Origin of the sequence: Paenibacillus sp. E222 (assembly GCF_013401555.1) — a bacterium.
GTDB lineage: Bacteria > Bacillota > Bacilli > Paenibacillales > Paenibacillaceae > Paenibacillus.
This window is the reverse complement of the sequence record NZ_CP058552.1, coordinates 1,502,397-1,523,704: the sequence shown is the minus strand read 5'-3', so window position 1 is coordinate 1,523,704 and position 21,308 is coordinate 1,502,397. Positions and strand designations below refer to the sequence as shown.

Here is a 21,308-nt window from a genome sequence, read left to right as displayed (position 1 = left end):
AGTTCTCACATGATATTTTAACGCCAAAAAAGCCACAGGCTCTGCTGCCGGAATGAAGACCGGAGTAAGACCCGTGACTTTTTGAATTTGTTGAATATCTATTTTACTTTCTTGTTTCCTTACGCTTGTCCAACGACCTGAGCCAGTTTCTGCACAATTCCAGCCCAACCCTGCTCCATACGTTCACGAACCATGGCATGAGCTTGTCCGAATTCAGTCAGTTTGTCCGCGTCCCAGCCACTGTGAATCAAGGTAAAGTTCGTGTCTTGTCCTTGCTCCGTCAGTTCAAACGTAAGCGTCCAGTCCTTACCCCATTGGAATGACAGCTTGTGTAGTGGCTGAACTTCCGTGACTTTGCACGGTGATTTACCGAAGGGGCCTGCTTCCAATATAAATTCATGCCCTTCCACTGGCTCCAGATTGCTTGGCATAAACCACGATTCCAAACCTTTCGATGTCGATACAATCGCCCACACGTTCTCCACAGGTGCGTGAAGCAACAGTTGTTCCCGAATATCTGGCAATGCACTTGAAGATTCCATCATATCTCCTCCTAGATATATATCAGCATTTTGCATCATTCCATTTATATCTCATGGAATTGATGCAAAATCCCCTTTTATCTTATTGTTCGAATTTAAGTGATGAGTGTCAAATATATTCCGCTAACAACAGGTATTATGGCAGGCGCTTTGTTGACCGGCTCTCAGACCCACCCTATAATTGGAACATATTACATAAAAGGTGTGTGATTTCTTATGATAGTCTGCTCTGAAAAATTCAATTCCAACCGTCGTCGGGAGGGATAAACATCTGACAACCACTCCCTTCCACATTCTCATTTTAAATATGTTGTGGAGGAAACGTTACATGTCTTTTAGTTATTATGGTCCGTTATGTACCGAGGTTTATAATGCCACCAAACCCGTTGGCCAATCCCTTGGAGGCGATATTGAATTTTACCGTGATTATCTGAAGAACTGCAATGGACGCATCCTGGAAGCGATGTCTGGCTCAGGACGAATGCTGATTCCATTACTTGAGGCTGGTTTGAACGTAGACGGTCTTGATTATTCATCAGATATGCTCAATTCTTGCCGTACTCTTTGCACCGAGCGAGGATTGCCCCTGCCTGAATTGTTCGCTGCTGATCTGGAGACACTTGATCTTCCTTATCGGTATGAATTCATTATCATCGCCGCAGGCTCCCTGCTGCTTATTCAAGACAGACTGGCTTCCATAAAGGCCCTGCGTAATCTGTATCACCATCTGGAACCGGGAGGCCGGCTTGTGCTGGACCTCTTTCTACCCGATGTAATGAATACGACTTCACACTACTCAGGTACCTCGACTGTTCAATTACCGGATGGCGATACGATCACAATGGAGAGCAAAGACATCGAAGTCAATATGCTTCAGCAGTACAAAGTAAGTCTGATTCGCTATGAAAAGTGGCGCCACGGCACCCTCATAGCCACGGAACTGCAACAGCTTGCATTACGTTGGTACGGTGTGGAGGAGCTGCGCATGATTCTGGAACAGATCGGTTTCATTAACGTTGTTGTATATGCAGACTTCGATCCCGAGCAGGCACCTTCGCGTTCTGATCAGAAATTTGTGTTTGAAGCTACACGATGAATACCCTCGGAAGTGGTTTCACTTTCAGATCAAAGCGCTAACAATCGACCGCACCGGGAAAGATCCAAGATCGAGGAAGTAACGTGCCTACGATTCGTTAATACGTAAACCTGTAAAAATTGCAGCTAATAACAGTTGCTCGGTTCGTTAGATTGTAATGATGCTAAAAAAGGGATGTCCTCCGTCATGTTCATGACTTATGGGACATCCCTTTATCATTGCATCTATATAAATGTTCTAATTAAGATCAGTATCCTCGGGAATATGGCTGTGCGATAGCCGCTTGATCTTTGCTAACACCCAGTTCCAGCGCTGCATGAGTCGCCCAGTAAGGATCACGTAGCATACCTCTGCCAACCGCGACCAGATCTGCATCACCGTTGCCGATAACTGCTTGAGCCAGAGCTGAATCCTCAAGCATGCCTACCGCAATGACAGGAACGTTCAGTTCTTCACGGAAACGACGAGCAAACGGCACTTGGTAACCAGGGTAGTTACCCGGTTTACGTTGTCCGGAAGGTCCTTCACCGCCAGAGCTAATGTGGAACATATCCACGCCTGCTGCCTGATAGGCACGAGAAATTTCAATGGTATGATCAATATCATACCCGCCATCAGCGTATTCCACTGCCGAAATCCGCATAATCAGCGGCATATCTTCCGGCATTTCTTTTTTCGCTGCACGAATAATCTCGACACCAAAACGGGAAAGATCCTGTCCATACTCATCCTCGCGATGGTTCATCAGTGGAGAATGGAACTGGTGAATGAGGTAACCATGCGCACCATGCAGCTCAATGGCATCAACCCCAGCAGCTACTGCACGGCGTACACCGTCCGCAAACTTCTGTACCATGGCTTGTGTTTCCTCTGTAGTTAAAGCGTGTGGTGTATTGAAGCTCTCTCCAGGGAAGGTAACCACCGATGGAGCTACAGGTCGAGCCGCATCCTCTGCTTTACGTCCGGCATGCGCGATCTGAATCGCCACCTTGGAGCCATAAGCGTGAATGCCATCCACCAGCTTGGTAAAGGCAGGAATGTGTTCATCTGACCAGATGCCCAGATCATTGTCGGTAATACGTCCGTCCGGATCCACATCCGTCATCTCGATCACGATCAACCCTGTACCGCCAACCGCACGGCTTACATAGTGTACCTGATGCCAATCGTTCGGAATACCGTCTTTGGCAGTAACGGAATATTGGCACATCGGTGCCATGACGACACGGTTATTTAGTTGAAGCCCCTTCAATTGATACGGGGAAAATAATTTCTCTGTCATTCCAGGTACATCTCCTATTCAATATGGTATATGTTAAGGCATTTAATTGTTTTGCTGATCGGAAAATAGCTTTCCATTCTTGCCGTAGTTACTCTTTTCCAGATCCTCAATGAATATGAATACGTTGCTCGGATCGACGTCCAGTGTCTCACAAGCCACTTGGGTCATCCGTTCAATCAACTGGCGTTTCTGCTCCGTTGTCTTGCCTTCCAGCACTTTAACGGTTATAAATGGCATGGGAAAATTCACATCCTTTTATTAATCATATTATGAACTTAACCTACAGGAAAACAAGTACGTACTTTATTGTGCGATAGTACCCTTTTTGATACCTAGTCTGCATCCATCTCTGATTGATCCATTACTCGAAACCGTTCCAAAACATGATATGATAGTCATACGGACACTCAGGAAATAATATACCCAACTATAATAAACCGAAGCCAAAGGAGCGATTACTGGTGAAAGATATTTTAATTCAAAGACTGACAACCTATGCTCAAATGGATACGCAATCCGATGAAAATAGTGAAACCTGCCCTTCCACACCAGGCCAGCTAGTTTTGGGTAAATACTTGGTTGACGAATGCAAAGCCATTGGTTTGCAGGAAGTGACCATGGATGATAACGGCTATGTGATGGCGACATTGCCATCCAACACAGACAAGGATGTTCCCGTGATCGGTTTCCTTGCTCATCTGGATACAGCCACCGACTTCACAGGCAAAGATGTCAAACCACAGGTCATCGACAACTATGATGGACAAGATATTGTACTGAATCAGGAGCTGGATGTGGTGTTATCCACCACGGATTTCCCGGAACTGCGTGAATATAAGGGCCACACCCTGATTACAACAGATGGTACAACACTGCTTGGTGCGGATAATAAAGCAGGCATTACCGAGATCATGACGGCGATGGCTTACCTGATTGAACACCCGGAAGTAAAACACGGAAAGATTCGTGTTGCTTTTACCCCGGATGAAGAGATTGGCCGCGGGCCGCATAAGTTCGATGTGCCTGCTTTTGGAGCCAAATATGCCTACACGGTAGACGGCGGACCACTCGGCGAGCTGGAATACGAAAGTTTCAATGCGGCGGCTGCCAAAATCACAGTTCGGGGCACCAACGTGCACCCGGGTACAGCCAAAAACAAGATGGTCAATTCCGCTAAAATTGCGATGGAGTTGAACCGCCGATTGCCTGCGGAGGAAGCTCCCGAATTCACAGAAGGGTATGAAGGATTCTATCATTTGTTATCCATCGAGGGAGACGTCGAACTAACCAAGATGAGCTACATCATTCGGGACTTCGACCGGGAGAAGTTCGAGGAACGCAAAGCATATTTGTTAAAAGTCGTGGACGAATTGAAAAGCAAATATGGCGAGAAAAGCATTTCCATTGAACTGAATGATCAATACTATAACATGCGTGAGAAAATCGAACCTGTGCGCCAGATCGTCGATATTGCACATGAAGCGATGACTCGACTGGATATCGAGCCTGTCATCCATCCGATTCGCGGGGGTACAGACGGTTCCCAACTCTCATACATGGGTATGCCTACACCCAACATCTTCACGGGCGGAGAGAACTACCACGGCAAATTCGAATATGTATCAGTGGATAATATGGTGAAGGCCACACAGGTCATCGTGGAAATTGCTCAATTATTTGAACAGCGTGGAGATGTTTAGTTCGACATAAACATAAAGCTACAGCACGGCAATACAAATAGACCATCCACCAACAGGTGAAAGCAAGATACCCTCTGGCATATCACATGCAGAGGGTGTTTTTGTTGTATTAATGGTTTAAGAAAGCAATAGCACATCTATCCTTATTTATTCGTACATATTACCTCCCGCAATTTCACGCAGCTGCTCCAGATTGCAGATGACAATGTTGCGATTTTCTTTGCGGATGATTTCACGGTCGCGGAGGTCATGGATGACCCGGTTCAAGTGTCTGTAGCTCGTGCCCAGCATATCCGCCAGCTCTGTCAGCTTGGAGGTCTGGATTTCTTCCGTGATCTGCTCCCCCTGCTCCATCGTGGACAGCAAATAACTTGCAAAACGGCTCTCGACGGGATATAGCAGGTTGAGACTCGACAGATTCGAGAAGGTATATAATTTGTGGGTCACATGGCTGAGCATAAAATGGAGAAACTTCGGGTTTTCAGCATATGTATTCTTGAGATAGCGATAGCTTACACCGAGCAGCAAACTCTTGTTGACGGATTCCACCGTGTTTTTGGCTTCCTTGCCATTGACCAGCTCCAGATCACCTACCAGCGCAGGCGGCATACTGAAACGAAGCAGCAAAGACTTGCCGTTCGGCAGTGTTGTATAAATCTTGAGCTTACCCTGGACGAGAAAATATAATCGCTCGGGACGTTCACCTTTGGCACATATAATCTCGCCTTTGGAGGCTTCAAGCAGCCTTAATTCAGCAAGCGCAGGTTCGTCGAGCACCTGATCCAGACCATGCTCCCGCGCAAGCTGGCGCAGCAATTCAAAGTCCATGATTTCTCTCATCTCGGATAAACCCCCTTTGTGGTTCTACATATACACTGGACACATGTCCCATAAACGATATACGTCCGTACGAATATCTTGATATAAAAATAGTCACAACTAGAAGTTATATCCAAAACATTAAGCTAAATGGAAAAAATTTTAATATTCAGCCCTAGAACTGACAATATTTTATGAAAAAAGGAGTACATGATAGCGCACTCTTATCCGATGAAAGATAAAGTAATAAGCATAGTTACAACTGCTAATTTCGAATTCAAATCGTGAAAGGATGGTTAGACGTACCATGAACATTGTAGATGCTCTTTTGAAAGTAATGCCTTATATCCGTCTGATTCTTAGAGAACCAGCAAGTCTAACGGTGTATGATCACGAGAAGGTATTGTATTCTGTCTCCACCGATAAGTTTAATCTTGGATTCAGCGAAGGCGATCCTCTTTTGGATGGATATAAGAACTTCACAGCTCTCAAGAACGGAAACGAAGCCTCTCTCACCCACCTGCCGGCAGAATACTACGGTATCGAGCTGGATGTCCTTAATATACCGATCTTTGATGACAATCATCAGGTCGTTGCTATTTTCTGCGTATCGTATGATCAATCGAACCAGAATCAGCTTGAAGCTATTATACAAGAAAACCAAACGATTAATGGAAACCTGGTTGAAATGGTCCAGCACGTTGCCGCTCATGCGGAGGAATTGCAGGCCACCAGCGAACAGATTCTGGAGAATACACGTCTTGCGGTACAGAACTCTTCCCAGATCAACAAGGTTGCCGGATTCATTCGTGAAATCTCGGAACAGACCAACTTGCTTGGGCTGAATGCCGCTATCGAAGCTGCTCGTGTAGGTGAAGCGGGAGCAGGATTTGGTGTGGTCGCAACGGAAGTACGCAAACTTTCTGTCGATGCCAAACAGGCTACCAGCGATATTGATATTAGCTTGAGAGATGTACAACAGGTTATTAAACAGATGGAAGTCGAAGTTTCTCAAATTGCAGCTTCTTCTCAGGAGCAAGCTACGCTTGTATCTTCCTTTACGGATGTCATCGAGAAGCTGAATGAAGCGGGAGAACGCATGAAAGCTCTGTCTGAGCAACTCATCAGTTACTCTGTGAACGAATAAGGGATAACAAGTATAACCTGATGGGATGGTTACCACTCCACCAGAGATACCTGAACCATACTGCTATATATGTAACAAACAGGACTTGGGCGTCCCCTCGTGGAGATTCCAAGTCCTGTTTTCATTTGTCTTTTTATCGTGATGTATGTGGATCTCGTATTGTATCTGATTCCATAATCCCTTCGTTATTTGGCAGATTCATTTAATTTTGTCCCAATTACCTCAGCCTCCGACTCCCAGCATTCCACTTCACCCGGAATGTGAATACGGTCCCGAGTAAAGATCGGGTCACGTCCTTCGGCCTTTTGTTTCTTATAATCCTTCAGTGCATCGAATGTCACCTTGGACAGCATCAGGATGGCAATCAGATTCACCACAACCATCAGCCCCATGAACAGATCCGCCAAATCCCATACCAGCTGTACCTTGGCAACGGCACCGAACAGCACCATCGCGATGACACACACACGGTATACCCACAGCCAACCTTTATTGGATTTGATAAACTCAATATTGGTCTCCCCGTAGTAATAATTCCCGATAAGCGTACTAAAGGCAAACAGGAACACCATGACTGCCAAAAATCCGGACGCCCATGAACCCATATGCACACTTAATGCCGCTTGAGTTAATTCAATTCCACCCAGATTGGAACCTTTGTACACCCCAGATAGCAAAATAATCATGGCCGTGCTTGTACAAATGACCAAGGTATCCGTCAACACGCCAAACGCCTGAATAAGCCCTTGTTTAACCGGATGTGTTGTATCCGCCGTAGCCGCAGCATTCGGCGCACTACCCATACCAGCCTCGTTGGAGAACAAACCACGTTTGACACCATTCATCAGCGCGGCTCCAAGTGTACCCCCAGCGACCTGTTCTATGCCGAAGGCATTTTTCACAATCAGCGCAATCATGGCCGGAAGCTGTGTGATGTTCGACAGAACAACAAATGCAGCCACGCCAATGTACAGCACAGCAAGAACAACGACGATATATTCGGATGCCTTGGCAATCCGTTTAACACCACCCATAATGATTCCCGCAAACACAACGGCCATAATAATACCTACAGTCAACCGATCAATCCCAAATGAATTTTTGAATGCCACTGTGATTGTGTTGGACTGCACCGCATTAAAGACCAAACCGAACGACAACGTGATGAGAATTGCGAACAATATCCCCATCCAGCGTTTCCCAAGACCACGCTCCATATAATAAGCAGGGCCCCCGCGGAATCCACCCTTATCCTTGATTTTATAAATTTGAGCAAGTGTACTCTCCACAAAACTCGAAGCCGAACCAAAAATCGCGATAACCCACATCCAGAATACAGCCCCGGGTCCCCCCAGTGCGATTGCCAGTGCAATGCCGGTAATATTTCCGGTTCCCACGCGGGCTGCCATACTGATACAGAATGCCTGAAACGGCGAAATTTTACCGGGCTCCTTACTTTTCGGCTCCTTGAGCACTTTCACCATATCCCCAATCATGCGGAATTGCATGAACCGGGTCTTGGTCGTAAAATACAAACCACATACGACCAACAAGATGATTAACAGCTTGGACCACAGAAAATCATTGAAAACTGCAATAATATCTTGTATTGTTTGCTCCATTGGCAATGCCCCTTTTCGTTAATGGTTCGTTAAAAAGCGTTCCCAGCTGTATGACTGAGCGAAAAATTCTAATACTACTTCATAAAGGCATGCAGTTCTATCACCTCAGACAGACAACTTCCAGCTGAAGTTCGATAGGTTAAGAGCATCGTTTGTACCATTCTGCATATCTCGGAATCCACACTTTCGGATGTTACCTATACTACAGGGACATCTACGGAAATCGACAAATACCTACACAGAATCATTTAAATTTTTTATAAATAAGCAACGTTTATCCATTCACTGTCACTTTATCTGACATATTGATCAACATACACGGGTCTTCACATCGGGATATACAACCAAGTATGATAATAGGGGACATTACTAGCAGGGAAAGATCATTTATAGATGCAGAGAACGAAATATATAGGCGTAGACTTAATCAGAGAGGAGGACACGGAAATGCGTTATTTTATTGTGGATGATGATCCTGGGGTTCGATCCATGCTGATGGATATTATTGAAGATGAGGGGCTCGGGGAGATCGTGGGGGAAGCCGATGATGGAGCTCATATTCATGCTGAACTGCTGGAGCTGCATAAGGTGGATGTACTGCTGATTGATCTGCTCATGCCGCAGCGAGACGGGATTCAGACGATACGTGCGCTGGAAGGAAGGTTCGATGGCAAGATCGTGATGATCTCCCAGATTGAGTCGAAAAATATGATCGGGGAAGCCTATTCGCTTGGCATCGAATATTATATTACGAAGCCGATTAATCGGCTGGAGATCCTGTCTGTTCTGCGTCTGGTGGATGAACGTCTGCGCATGCAGCAATCCATCGCAGATATTCAGCGTACGCTGCAAGGACTGTCCAGATTACAATCTTCTGAACGTGCTTCAACACCAGCCCCCGACAAAACGATCACGACAGCAGGACATTTCCTGTTATCCGAGATGGGCATGATCGGAGAAGCCGGCAGCAGAGATCTGCTGGACATGCTGGAATACCTGGAGCAGATTGAAACGGAGGAACACAAGCTCTCTCCATACACGTTCCCGTCACTTAAAGATATCTTCCAGAATGTAGCCCTACGCAAACTGGGTTCCGATGCTTCATCGGCTGAAATAACGAAGGAGATCAAAGCTTCTGAGCAGCGCGTTCGCCGTGCCATTTTCCAAACATTAAGCCATGTCGTATCGCTTGGACTCACGGATTACACACATCCGAAGTTCGAGAATTACGCGTCGAAGTTCTTTGACTTTACGGAGATTCGCAAGAAAATGCTGGAACTGCAAAACAATGTGGAGCCCTCCTTGTCCCAAACACGCATTAATACCAAAAAGTTCGTTCAGGTACTGTATCTGGAAGCCAAGCGGCTGTTGCATTGAGGATTAAACAAAAAAACATGCGCTCATGATTGAACTGGAATGATACAGCATTCGTTCTTCCTGCTGCCTATTCCAGCTATTATCATGTGCGCATGATTGCAAAAAAAGCTCATCTATATCCATCAAGCCCTCGGCTTGCTGAGATTCATTCGATTATACTCATTGATCAATTCATCCAGTACCATGGACTGCTGAAGCACATCGGGATGTCCAAATCTACCCTCGTTATGCTCTACCAACATATGAAGGTTACGTCTGGCTTTCTCTATTTGATTTTTTAATTCCAAACTCATAACCATCGCACCTGATCCCTCCTTATTTCTGTGTTACATTTTAGGTTTTCCTGTCAATCTATAGTTGGATTAACATATGGCATAGTTCACATGGATGTTTTGTATCCTTCTCCAATTTTTGAAAGTCTCTATAGCTATTCCTAGAAGACGATCCGAAAATGGCTCTGCTATGCCTAATATAAAGAAGAGATTCCAATTCCACGAGCAAATTTCCCCCACTAACTTCATTTTCAAACAAATGTGTCATTATTGTGTATGTTAAAAAAACAAAAAAGCACCTCTCCATCTACAGGCTTACCCAAGGGGATACCCTATATCAATAGAGAGGTGCTTAAACGTTAAATCACTTTAATCATGTGTGACCTTCACTGTGATGACTTCACTTGAAACTGATCCACTTTCGTTGATCCATTCCACAACGTATTCATATTCGCCAGGTGCACGATCTTTGATCACTGCGCTTGCTGTCTGTGCATTCGGAGATGCTGCAGTCAACGGTTGGCTGTCGATCTCTTGACCGTTCTCATACAGACGATAGGAGGTGGCATTTGTGCCCCACCACATGTTCATCGTAATGGTGTAGTTTCCATCCCCATCCCAGTTGTCATGAGAGAGCACCGGCTTCCCTGGTGCTGCATCACGAACGATTACGGTATGCGGAGCGCATTCGGTCGTTCCCTTTGAATTGATCAGTTCGCAAGTATATACATACGTACCGTTTACCCGTCCCGAAATATCGGTGGATGCCTTTTGGGCAGCAGGGCTTGAGGCCGTGAGCTTCTGCGTATCGATCAGTTCACCGTTCTCATACAATTTGTACTGTGTACCGTTATTCCCCCACCACATATTCATCGTGATAGTGTATGTTCCATCGGCCAAACCGTCGCCATGTTGATTATCGTCGGACAAGGAAGGCACACCCGGTGCACCTGTGGCTTGGTCTGCGGCGATAACTGTCACTTCCACGGAAAGCTCAGTGATGAGTCCCGCGCCGTTAACAGCTTTGGCTGTAAAGGTGTGTTTTCCCACCAGACCCGTCAGTGCAATCTCATCACCTTGTTCTACGGCCTCGCCATCCCAAGTCAATTCCAGAAGAGTGATTCCAGACTCCGGATCTTCTGCCTTCACATCAACTTGGAGTACATCCTCTTCACTCATCTGTTCCGCAGGCATGCCGGTAATGACCGGAGGTGTCGTATCTCCTGTTTCTTGCGGAGCACCGACATAACGAATATTCGGTGCCGCTGGCTGCTCCATGCCTACTCCCAGATGGAAGCCGGTATGTGGCGGCTGGTTATAGGCTACATTTTGCCAAGCTACCCCAAGGCGGTAGACCGGATCATGCATCAACGTGCGAATACGCACATCCGTCTCATCTGTCGTCGTATAAATGCGTAATTCCGAGCTGTCCTGACTGCGCCACATCACTTCTTCACGCCAGTCTCCAAACAGATCTGCCTGCAAACTCGGGTTGGCTTTGGTGCCATTGTTTGAAGCAGCACCTGTTGCCGTCAGCAGATTAACTGTCGTTTGGTTCTCATAATCCCATTTGTCGATACGAATATCATCCTGAAGCTCACGCAGCAGGTCACTGTCCCACCAGATACCGAAGTTGGTGGACGATGGAATCTTCGTCGTGATCAGTTCCCCCTGCGCACTGTAGAGCCCGGTGATTGGAATATGCTCGGCATTGGTAATGGTCGCGGCCCACACCTCAGAACCCGGATAATTTGGATCAATATCGGCAGCCATGCCACGTCCGGTATCGATGCCTGTGAACACACCCCAGAGGATTTCACCTGTAGCTGCATCACGCATTTCCATACCGTACTGCGAATCTTTATGTTCGTGTACGTCGAACACTTCCAATCCTGGACGAGTTGGGTCCAGATCACTCAGATGCATGGCATCGCCATGACCGAGTTTCGTATTGTATAGCGGTTTGCCATCATCATCGATGGCCATTGCACCAAATGTAATCTCATCCTTGCCGTCGCCATCCACATCTGCAACCGAGAGGTTATGGTTTCCTTGGCCTGCGTACTCGCCGTAGCCATCATCATTGGAGTCAAAACGCCATACTTTGCTCAGCTTGCCATCACGGAAATTGTAGGACGCGAGCACGGTACGTGTATAATATCCACGGCTGAACATCGCACTTGGATGCTCACCGTCCAGATACGCCACCGCTGCCAGGAAACGGTCCACCCGGTTTCCATAGCCATCACCCCATGAGGCTACATCTCCACGTGGCGGATCATATTCTACCGTATCCAGTGCTGCTCCGGTTTCACCATCGAACACCGTCAGGAATTCATCACCAAGCAGGACGTAACCGGAACTGTTCCGGTGGTCTGCATTGGCGTCTCCAATGACTTTCCCTTGTCCATCGACGGTACCATCTGCGGTACGCATCATCAGTTCCGCTCTGCCATCGCCATCAAAGTCATAAACCAGGAATGGAGAGTAATGCGCACCCGCACGAATATTCGGTCCCATATTGATGCGCCAGAGTCTTGTTCCGTCCAGTTTATAGGCATCCATATAGACAATACCGGTATATCCGGACTGGGAGTTATCCTTGCCGTTGTTTGGTGACCACATCAGAATAATCTCATATTCGCCATCACCATCGACATCACCCACGCTGACATCACCCGCATAATACGAATACGGCTGTCCGTCTTTCGTATAAGCATCAGCAGGCTTTTGCAATGGTACAGACAGATACTGCTCCTGCCAAACGCCAAATTCCTTCGTTGCTGCTTTTTCAATACCATTTTCTACTGTCATGACACGGTATTTGGACGCATCGGTCCCTTTGGCATCCGTAAAGTTGGTGCTTCCCGTTATCGGTTCATCGTTAAGCTTCACACCATCCCGATACAGATTGAAAGCAATAGTCTCGGCATCCAGGCCCAGCATGCGCCAGCCGATATAGTTGCCGTTTTCTGTTTGTACAGCGACCGGAGCACGGTCCAGATACTCCATTTCACGATTCAGCGTCGTTGCTACTGGGGTTTCGATTACAGCCGAAAGTTCGGATACTCCACCCGCATTCACAGACGCCACTTTATAGAAATAAGGAATGGTGCTGAGAATGGTGGAGTCTGTGTATGCCGTCTCCTTGGTACGAGCGATTAGATCATACGGTCCATCCTGCTTCACAGCACGATAGATTTGGTATGCACGCGCTCCTGCTGATTCCGTCCAAGTGAAGGAGACGTCATTTTTGTTGATGCTTTGTAAAGACAGACCTGAAGGGACCTCTGCCTTCTCTACAGATGAATCAATCGTCGATACAGGTAATGCATTGGATGCTACTGATTCCGTACCTGTACGATCTGCAGCCGATACCGTATATACGTAATTCATGCCCAGGTCAATCTTGTTATCGGTGTAGGTTGTTGCATCCGTGGTTGCCAGCAGTTCGGCCTTGGCCGCTCCAGTTGACTGACGGTATACCTTATACTGTACGTCATCAGCAATAGCATCCCACGATAATGCAGCGGTGATCGGATCACTCTCCAGATCCAGGCCATCCAGTTTCAGATTGGAAGGGGCCACCAATACAGGTGTAATCTCAAGTCCGTTGAGATGCGCCGTAGCCCCACTGAAGACCAGATTCATCTGCCCGTCCTGCACGGTAATCTGGTTGATCACTTTTTCGGCAATATTCTGAGCACCGGAGGATACGGTCCCATAATCTTTGCCTTCGATGTTAATGTTGGTTTTTGCTGAACCAATCCAGTCCCCAGTGTACGTCTTGACCGAATAGGTACCATTCGGCAGATCCACTTTGAATTCATATGAGCCGTTAAAATAGATCACGAAGTCACGACGCAGGTTATCTGTCGCACTGCCACGATCCCGATCCGCCATATTAGCCGAAGACGTTAATCCATAACCGCGTGCTGGGGTATACAGCGTATTCCGGTTGACTTCCGTATACCCTTCAGCAACCGGAGAACCTACCGGACCAAAGTCATATCGATACGCTGCCGATTTGGTGGTGAAGCTGACTTCATCCGAAGGATCGGATTCGCCGCGGCCATTCACAGCGGTTACTCGAACCGTGTACGACTTGCCTTCGACCAAACCGCTTAGCGTCAAAGTAGGTACAGTTGCTGTTCCTGCCAGCTTGTAGGCAGTTTCCGGCTCTGTTGAAAGCTTACGGTACACTTTGTAGATGTCTGCGGTGTCATCCGCTGTCCATTTCAATACCGCTCCCGCGTTGCTGATGCTGCCTGCCTTCAATCCAGCAGGTTTGGCAGGCAATTCAGCCGGAACTTCAGCATCCTGAACCGCTTCTGATAATGGCAGATCCAGTTCACGAACCGCACCAGCAACCAGACGAGCAATCTGAATCGCTCCATATTCCTGGAAGTGGGTATTATCCGCTGCCCCGTTCGGGAATGCCTGATAGATGCCTGGTGATACATGAAGGAAGACAGACAACGTCGCTTCCGGTCCAATGGAATCATAGTACGCAATACTGAGTGCGCTCAGATCGATCAGCTTCACATTTTTCTCCGAAGCCACCTCTTTCATCGCCTGCACATATTCAGGGAAGGACACATTGAACTTGCCTGTGTCTGCGTTGAAGTCCCTGCGCCCCATTGGGGTGACCAGAATTGGGGTAGCTCCCCGCTGCTGCACGCCGTCTATGTAGGTTTTCAAATAGTTTTTGTAATCGGCAGGTGAAGCATAGCGGTCAGGAACACTGATTGTTGCATCGTTGTGTCCGAACTGCACGAACAGATAATCTCCCGGACGAATGAGGCGCAGAATCTCATCCAATCGCCCTTCGAAAATAAAGGATTTAGAGCTGCGTCCACCGATGGAATGGTTCTTAATCTCCACGGCATCACTGAAAAAGGACGGGAACATTTGCCCCCAACCCGCTTGGGGCTCCCAGTATGGATTATACGTCTGCATTGTGGAGTCACCCGCAAGGTACACCGCAGGTTTGTTACCTGCCTCGCGTTCCTGTTGTTTGGTGATCACGAGCGCATTGATATTAGCGGCCGTTCCGGAGAATTCAAAGTTCATCTGCCCATCCACCAAGGCAATATCGAAGCTCATCTCCAGATATTCACCCGCGGGCTTGGTATTCTGCTGAACCTTGTTCATGCTCTCCACTTTGATTGCAATATCTGTGCTGCCTGCACTGTCGCCAGCGACAAGGGAGACGGTATAATCACCGCTCGGCAGATCCACCTTGAATCCGGCCCCATCGGCAATTTTGGCAAAATCGGATTTAATCGGATCACTTGTACCCCGATCCTGTACCGTTACTTTGGACACATCGGTGAAGCCATAGCCACGTTCCGCCGAATACGCAGACGTTGCGTCCACACCTGTATATCCATTCGCAACAGCTCCTGAACCAAAGTCGAATCTATAAGTGCCTCCACCCGCAGTTTCATCAGCCGATACGGCTGCACTTGCTGCTGGTGTGCCAAACATGGTCCCCCACCCCAGACTGGAAATTGTAAATACCCACAGGAGCATAACCAGGCCAACCCGCCGCGTCTTAGCGATCATGAACACCCATCCTTTCGTTTCCTCATCATTGAATGATTAAAGCCAGAACGATGGTACAACTCAAAAGTAAGCGCTTGCATTTCTATTCGATACTATCCCTTCTTTCAGGGAATGAACATGTAATTTTCCGTCTTTTTCCACCAAAAAACCGATCTCTTCGTTCCTGATCTCTAACACAAGCCTTACAAGGGAACGGATCATGCTCCAAAAGGTAATAAAATCCCTTTTCATACGTAATTCATTCAGGTACAATAGGGCGATGTGTGTGTCCGGACCAGGCGGATACGAATTACGAAGTATAGAGGACGGTTCGGTTCGAACGGATCATCCTGATTTGAATATTTGGAGGCTCATCAACACCATGCAAACCGATTCACAGACTAAAGTCAAAATCATAAACGCCGATCCCAGCGCGATGGGATTATTTGGGTTGGCCATCGTCACTCTGGTCGCTTCCTCCCAAAAGCTTGGCATTACAGACGGCCTAAGCTACGCTATTCCTTGGGCGATTTTCCTCGGTGCCTTTGCCCAGCTGTTCGCTTGTATTCAAGATTCCAAACGCAACAATACTTTTGGCACAACTGCCTTCGGCGCATACGCATTCTTCTGGTTCGCGATGGGTGCCAACTGGCTGATCAAAATGGGCGTGTTTGGCTCCACTCTTGCGGAACAGGCAGATGGCAAGCAGCTCGGATTTGCTTTTGCCGGATATCTCGTGTTCACCCTGTTCATGACGCTGGGTGCCGTGGAAGCCAATAAAGTATTGCTCATCATTTTCATTCTCATTGACTTCCTGTTCCTTGGTCTGACCTTTGACGCGTTCGGCGTAGCTCCTCATATCTTCCATACCATCGCAGCTTATGCTGAAATGGGAATCGGAATCGTGTCGTTGTACGGCACAGGTGCTTCTGTACTGAACGCTCACTTCGGCTATACGTTCTTGCCTATCGGCAAGCCGTCTGGCATTTTCAGACCCAAGGCTTAATATACAGCATCAAACCGCCCGCGCGCCGGTCCGCGCCTGGCGGTTTTTTTGAATCACGCTTCACTTGAATAGGGATGGGACCGAAACCTATACTAGAACTAACATATAGAGATGATGGGCGCGACATTTCTTGCAGAGTCCATCAGCCATACTGTCAGGAGGAAGACATATGAGAGAGATACCGAAGCCTACGGAACTGGATCAGATGGAGAAAAAGTACATGCGTGAAACACGTTGTTTCAAGACGTCTCGGGTGTTCCCGACGGACGTGAATAATCACAACACATTATTTGGTGGGAAGCTGATGTCCTATATTGATGATATTGCATCCATCACTGCTTCCAAGCTGTGCCGGGTGAACACCGTTACGGCTTCAACCGACTCGGTCGATTTCTTGTATCCGATTAATCCGACAGATTCGGTGACACTGGAATCGTTTGTTTCCTGGACAGGACGCAGTTCCATGGAAGTTTTTGTGAAGGTCATCCGTGAGGATCTGAAGACGGGGGAGAAGAAGATTGCGGCGACCGCATTCCTTACCTTTGTCGCTTTGGATGAAAATAACCGTAAACTCATTGTTCCTCGCATCATTCCAGAGACGGAGGAAGAGAAGAAATTATACGAGACTGCTCCAGCTCGGGCTGCCATGCGGAAACAACGGCGGGAAGAAAGCAAAAAATTCGCCGACTTCCTCACCGTTAGTTATCCCTGGGAATAAGAGAACCGGGCACGCTATTTAGTCCTGAAGCATGCGTTCATGAATGGTCCGACCCTTCTGCCCTGGTTCAATCAGGAGACGGGTCGGTTTGATGTTAATTAGCGCAGTCAGCTGCTCCCCCATGTAGTGGGCAGAATACTTGAACCCAATCTCTGCCCAGTGCATAATCACACCAACGGTCGCAGATACCAGGTAACTTAGCATAATGTCGTAATTAATGGTGTAGTCGCTGTTTTCGGTCACCAATACAAAGTCTTCGGTTAAATATGTTCTGAACATGTTGCAGAGTCTGGTTCCCATATCCCCGTGCATCGTCATCAAGGCTCGAAAGATGTCTTGGTGCGCTTCGATATATTCAAATACAGGCATCGTTGATGGCAGTAATGCCGTCATATCCACTTCTTTTAACTCCGCGTAAGGTGATGCATAAGCTTGTCCCACGCCCTGCATGAAATCATCCAGAATGAATTGCAATAACTCGGGTTTGCCGGGAAAATGTAAATAGAACGTTCCCCGGTTATAATCCGCCCGTTCCGTAATGTCACGAATCGTGACGGCTTCAGCTCCCTTTTCCAATATCAAAGAAACCGCCGCAGCAATGATGGCATCCTGCGTTCTTCGTGCTCTCCGATCCTGAGGGTGTTCGATAATCAACATTTCCACCTCCTCTGTTCATTATTGTAACCTAAATGAACACCGCTTACATCTCTGTCCGATAGCTGACATTTGCGCTGTCAATGATTATTGTCACATTACTATGTATATCTTAACATTGAGATAGGAACGATAGACCACAGGTTGAACGTTCACACACCGTTCACCTGATTACATTTTATAAGGAGCGAATACATGATGAGTACATCATATACCCAAACAGCCGTTATTACAGGAGCAGCCGGAGGCATCGGTAAAGAATTGGCACGCCGCCTTGCTGAACGCAAAATTAATCTGGTCCTGGTCGACCTGAACGAAGAAGCCATCCAGCAAACCATCACGGATCTGAAACTCGACAAAGAGCACGTCATTGCGGTGAAAGCAAACGTATCTCAGGAAGCTGATGTGAAAAACTATGTGCAGCAAGCACTTGATACATTTGGTCGTATCGATTATTTTGCCAACAATGCCGGCATTGAAGGTCCAACCGGACTGATCGAAGATCTGAGCGTTGAAGCGCTCGACCTCGTATATAACGTCAATGTGCGCGGTGTATTCCTTGGTTTGCAGAACGTCATCCCTGTCATGAAAAAACAAAAATCTGGTGCGATTCTGAATACCTCTTCCCTTGCAGGTCTGATGGGTGCTCCAGCCGTATCTCCATATATTATGTCCAAACATGCCGTTGTTGGTCTTACCCGCACAGCAGCAAATGAACTTGCGCCTTATGGTATTCGGGTTAACGCGGTATTGCCAGGCACCATCAATACCCGCATGATGCGTCAAATCGAAGCAAACTCCGGTAATGTGGAAGATTATCAATCCGCTACCGTATCCGCAATTCCGATGGGCCGCTATGGTGAACCGGAAGAAGTCGCAGCCATCATGAACTTCCTGTTGTCCGAAGAAGCTTCGTATGTCACCGCTTCGCTCTATACTGTTGATGGCGGTATGATGGGTCAATAAGAAGAATGAGACCAGCCCAACGGAGGCTGGCGGTTTAAAAGGTAATTTCCAAGGCACAATCCAAAATGACCTCAAATTCCACAATAACGTGGAGGCTGAGGTCATTTTTTCAATTTATTGATTTAAATTAATCCACGTAGCCTGCGAGCCCTTTTTCCATCAAATAGTCCATTTCAGCATCCAGAATGCTTTCAACGGTCAGCTCATCCAGCTTCACATCTTTACGGCTCAGAATATAGTCGGCCAGATCGTCACCGTCGATATCCACGTCGCCTTTGGCATTTTCATGCGCCTTGTTGATGTACGCCTGCTCATGCTTCAGGACAAGAGCGATATTCGCTTCGCTTGCCTTCGTCTTCTCTGCAATATATGCCTTCATTTCCTGTTCATTGATTGAATTTGTTTCAGTCACGTTAAAGTCAGCTCCTTGATTCTTACGTTCTGTTGCCATTGTAGCATAGGTTAACCCAGAACAGACATGCATTATTCCTTATCCCTAAGATAAACGAACGTAAAATGTTGCACCTTCCCCTACCACACTGCGGGCGTAAATCTCACCTTTGTGCTGTTCCACAATCGACCTTGCAATCGCAAGACCCAATCCATGTCCACCATTTTTCCGTGCTCTGGAGGCATCCGTGCGATAGAAGCGATCGAAGATCCGGTCCAGATTCTCAGGCGCAATGCCCTCTCCCGTGTTGGAAACGGCCAGCAAAACGTCATTGTTCTGTTTCTTCAACGATACGTTGACCGAGCCTTTGGCTCTGGAGTATTTCACGGCATTGTCGAGCAGAATCAGAATGACCTGCTTGATCTGTTCGCTGTTGCCATGGACCATGAGCTGCGGTTCAATGCTGTAGTCCAAGGATATATTTTTCTCGAAAATCACAGCTTCCATCGTCAAAATGATCGTCTCCACCGCATCGCTCATATTGAACTTGGTATGAATCATCGAGGATCTTGAATCGTCAATTTGAGTCAGATATAACAGATCATTCGTCAGTCCCGACATGCGTTCCGTCTCCGACTTGATGTAATGCAGCCACTTGGCCTGATTCTCAATCGTATCCTCCCGGTTCGCGAGAAGCACATCCGTGTTGGTATTGATGATCGCCAGCGGCGTTTTCAACTCATGTGAAGCATCGGCTATGAACTGCTTTTGCTTCTCAAAGGCTTCCTTGACCGGGGTAATGGAACGATTGGCGAAATAGCGGCTCAGGAAGTAGATGACGATCAGCATGATCAAACCCACGACGGCAAAAGTATAAATCAGATTCGTAAGAATGCCCTGTTGGGCCGTCACATCGATAAACACAATCATGTGCCCTGTGCTGCTCGGGTCGATCACATAAGCCCAGTCCGTTCCATTCAGTGTAAACTGTCCGGTCTTCCGATCCACATCGTCGACTTTATTCACCTTTTGCAAAGCTTCAGTATAGAACGTGTCATCCATATCAAACCTGGAGTGCGCATCGGTGATTTCCCACTCACTATCCGTCTTGACCATGAACGATACCGAGCGTCCTGGCGGTGAATTCGGATCACTCCCCGACGCTCCATTGGCACTGGAATCGGATGGCTGAGATCCTGGCACTGAATCCCTGTCATCACCGCGCGGCATCTTGCTGGAGTTGTACGGACCATGATAGAAATCCGACACTTTGAACAGCTCCATGTTGGTTTCCCGCTGTACATTCTGATACGTAATGATGTAGATCGTGGCAAAGGCAACCAACATCATAAACGAGATGGACACCAGGTTCACGATCAGAAATCGGTTTCTAAGTTTCTTGAACATCAGGACGTCACCTCAAGTACGTACCCCACACCCCGAATCGTATTGATGCGAACCGCGGAGTTCAGGAAGGTTAACTTTTTGCGTAAAAACGAGATGTACACCTCCACATTGTTATACTCCACTTCCGAATCGAAACCCCACAGCTTCTCAATAATCTGCTCTTTGGAAGTAATGGCCTGTTTACGCGTGATTAGCAGCTCCAGCAGTTCATTTTCCTTCAGATTCAGCTTGATCTCCTTGCCCTGAACACTCAGCTTCAGCTGCGTGGTGTTCAGTTCAATGTCACCGAACTTCAGTCCATCCTCCGGAACGACTTCTCCCTTCCTTCTCAGGGCTGCCCGAATCCGTGCGAGCAATTCCTCCGTGGCAAAGGGCTTTGCTATATAATCATCGGCTCCATAATCCAGCCCGGTCACTTTGTCTGAAATTTCTCCTTTGGCTGTGAGCAGAATGACAGGCGTATGATTGCCTTCGCTGCGCAGTTTCTTCAGCATGGTAATCCCGTCCATTTCCGGCATCATGATGTCCAGCAGCAACAGATCATAGATTCCGCTCAGCGCATAATCCAGACCCGATCTCCCGTCATGCACCATGTCTACAGAGTAATTGTTTTTCTTTAATATTTGTGACACGGCTTCCGCCAAATGAACCTCATCTTCCGCAATCAGTATTCTCATCGGTTCTTCATTCCTCTGCATGAATTGGTTTCGATATAAGTCAATCTATTATACCAGCGATTGTATCAACGGAACCTTGAACCAA

The 21,308-nt window shown here is 47.3% G+C and carries 18 protein-coding genes; 7 read left to right on the top strand and 11 right to left on the bottom strand.

Annotated elements, in window-relative coordinates; translation table 11 throughout:
• Window positions 1–119 precede the first annotated feature (119 nt).
• Complete coding sequence (locus tag HW560_RS06845) at window positions 120–545, bottom strand: SRPBCC family protein (RefSeq protein WP_371129177.1); 426 nt, start codon at window positions 543–545, stop codon at window positions 120–122.
• 325 nt (window positions 546–870) lie between these two features.
• On the opposite strand from HW560_RS06845, the gene HW560_RS06840 reads away from it, so the two are divergent.
• Window positions 871–1,638 carry a class I SAM-dependent methyltransferase gene (locus HW560_RS06840; protein ID WP_090903092.1) on the top strand — a complete coding sequence of 256 codons (768 nt, stop codon included), beginning with the start codon at window positions 871–873 and terminating at the stop codon, window positions 1,636–1,638.
• A 247-nt stretch (window positions 1,639–1,885) separates the two neighbouring features.
• On the opposite strand, the gene HW560_RS06835 is transcribed toward HW560_RS06840, so the two are convergent.
• Both HW560_RS06835 and HW560_RS06830 read right to left on the bottom strand, forming a co-directional pair.
• Window positions 1,886–2,920: an NADH:flavin oxidoreductase/NADH oxidase gene (locus tag HW560_RS06835; RefSeq protein WP_179262479.1), complete on the bottom strand. Its 1,035-nt coding sequence runs from the start codon at window positions 2,918–2,920 to the stop codon at window positions 1,886–1,888.
• 42 nt (window positions 2,921–2,962) lie between these two features.
• Entirely contained in the window at window positions 2,963–3,157 is a 195-nt protein-coding gene (locus HW560_RS06830; protein WP_090903088.1) for a tautomerase family protein, read from the bottom strand.
• A gap of 224 nt (window positions 3,158–3,381) precedes the next feature.
• Here HW560_RS06830 and pepT point away from each other — a divergent pair, with 224 nt between their 5' ends.
• Window positions 3,382–4,620 (top strand): peptidase T, encoded by a 1,239-nt coding sequence (pepT, locus tag HW560_RS06825; RefSeq protein WP_090903086.1) that lies wholly within the window; start codon window positions 3,382–3,384, stop codon window positions 4,618–4,620.
• Between the two features lie 147 nt (window positions 4,621–4,767).
• Here pepT and HW560_RS06820 read toward each other — a convergent pair whose 3' ends face one another.
• Window positions 4,768–5,460: a Crp/Fnr family transcriptional regulator gene (locus HW560_RS06820; protein WP_090903084.1), complete on the bottom strand. Its 693-nt coding sequence runs from the start codon at window positions 5,458–5,460 to the stop codon at window positions 4,768–4,770.
• 286 nt (window positions 5,461–5,746) lie between these two features.
• Between HW560_RS06820 and HW560_RS06815 the strand changes: the two genes are divergently transcribed.
• On the top strand, window positions 5,747–6,586 hold the full coding sequence (locus tag HW560_RS06815; protein ID WP_090903082.1) for a methyl-accepting chemotaxis protein: 840 nt from the start codon (window positions 5,747–5,749) through the stop codon (window positions 6,584–6,586).
• 185 nt (window positions 6,587–6,771) lie between these two features.
• On the opposite strand, the gene HW560_RS06810 is transcribed toward HW560_RS06815, so the two are convergent.
• On the bottom strand, window positions 6,772–8,208 hold the full coding sequence (locus HW560_RS06810) for an alanine/glycine:cation symporter family protein (RefSeq protein WP_090903080.1): 1,437 nt from the start codon (window positions 8,206–8,208) through the stop codon (window positions 6,772–6,774).
• Between the two features lie 447 nt (window positions 8,209–8,655).
• Between HW560_RS06810 and HW560_RS06805 the strand changes: the two genes are divergently transcribed.
• Window positions 8,656–9,585 (top strand): response regulator, encoded by a 930-nt coding sequence (locus HW560_RS06805; protein WP_090903078.1) that lies wholly within the window; start codon window positions 8,656–8,658, stop codon window positions 9,583–9,585.
• Window positions 9,586–9,707: 122 nt separating this feature from the next.
• Here HW560_RS06805 and HW560_RS06800 read toward each other — a convergent pair whose 3' ends face one another.
• A complete protein-coding gene (locus HW560_RS06800) occupies window positions 9,708–9,884 on the bottom strand; it encodes an aspartyl-phosphate phosphatase Spo0E family protein (RefSeq protein ID WP_090903076.1) in 177 nt (58 codons plus the stop codon).
• Window positions 9,885–10,226: 342 nt separating this feature from the next.
• A complete protein-coding gene (locus tag HW560_RS34205; RefSeq protein ID WP_179262477.1) occupies window positions 10,227–15,425 on the bottom strand; it encodes a rhamnogalacturonan lyase family protein in 5,199 nt (1,732 codons plus the stop codon).
• A gap of 361 nt (window positions 15,426–15,786) precedes the next feature.
• On the opposite strand from HW560_RS34205, the gene HW560_RS06790 reads away from it, so the two are divergent.
• Together HW560_RS06790 and HW560_RS06785 are read left to right on the top strand one after the other, a co-directional pair.
• The gene (locus HW560_RS06790; RefSeq protein ID WP_062322933.1) at window positions 15,787–16,410 is read left to right on the top strand and encodes an acetate uptake transporter; all 624 of its coding nucleotides are present in this window, start codon (window positions 15,787–15,789) and stop codon (window positions 16,408–16,410) included.
• Between the two features lie 205 nt (window positions 16,411–16,615).
• The gene (locus tag HW560_RS06785) at window positions 16,616–17,128 is read left to right on the top strand and encodes an acyl-CoA thioesterase (RefSeq protein ID WP_090903619.1); all 513 of its coding nucleotides are present in this window, start codon (window positions 16,616–16,618) and stop codon (window positions 17,126–17,128) included.
• Between the two features lie 18 nt (window positions 17,129–17,146).
• Here the strand turns inward: HW560_RS06785 and HW560_RS06780 are convergent, their stop codons facing one another.
• The gene (locus tag HW560_RS06780) at window positions 17,147–17,785 is read right to left on the bottom strand and encodes a TetR/AcrR family transcriptional regulator (protein WP_090903072.1); all 639 of its coding nucleotides are present in this window, start codon (window positions 17,783–17,785) and stop codon (window positions 17,147–17,149) included.
• A 195-nt stretch (window positions 17,786–17,980) separates the two neighbouring features.
• On the opposite strand from HW560_RS06780, the gene HW560_RS06775 reads away from it, so the two are divergent.
• Window positions 17,981–18,748 (top strand): SDR family NAD(P)-dependent oxidoreductase, encoded by a 768-nt coding sequence (locus HW560_RS06775; RefSeq protein ID WP_090903070.1) that lies wholly within the window; start codon window positions 17,981–17,983, stop codon window positions 18,746–18,748.
• A 127-nt stretch (window positions 18,749–18,875) separates the two neighbouring features.
• On the opposite strand, the gene HW560_RS06770 is transcribed toward HW560_RS06775, so the two are convergent.
• The 3 genes from HW560_RS06770 to HW560_RS06760 are packed head-to-tail and all read right to left on the bottom strand — an operon-like array spanning window position 18,876 to window position 21,223.
• Complete coding sequence (locus HW560_RS06770; RefSeq protein ID WP_090903618.1) at window positions 18,876–19,199, bottom strand: hypothetical protein; 324 nt, start codon at window positions 19,197–19,199, stop codon at window positions 18,876–18,878.
• Window positions 19,200–19,244: 45 nt separating this feature from the next.
• Window positions 19,245–20,546: a sensor histidine kinase gene (locus HW560_RS06765; RefSeq protein WP_179262475.1), complete on the bottom strand. Its 1,302-nt coding sequence runs from the start codon at window positions 20,544–20,546 to the stop codon at window positions 19,245–19,247.
• Window positions 20,546–21,223 (bottom strand): response regulator transcription factor, encoded by a 678-nt coding sequence (locus tag HW560_RS06760; protein WP_179262473.1) that lies wholly within the window; start codon window positions 21,221–21,223, stop codon window positions 20,546–20,548. Before HW560_RS06760 ends, HW560_RS06765 begins: the two co-directional genes overlap by 1 nt.
• Window positions 21,224–21,308 lie beyond the last annotated feature (85 nt).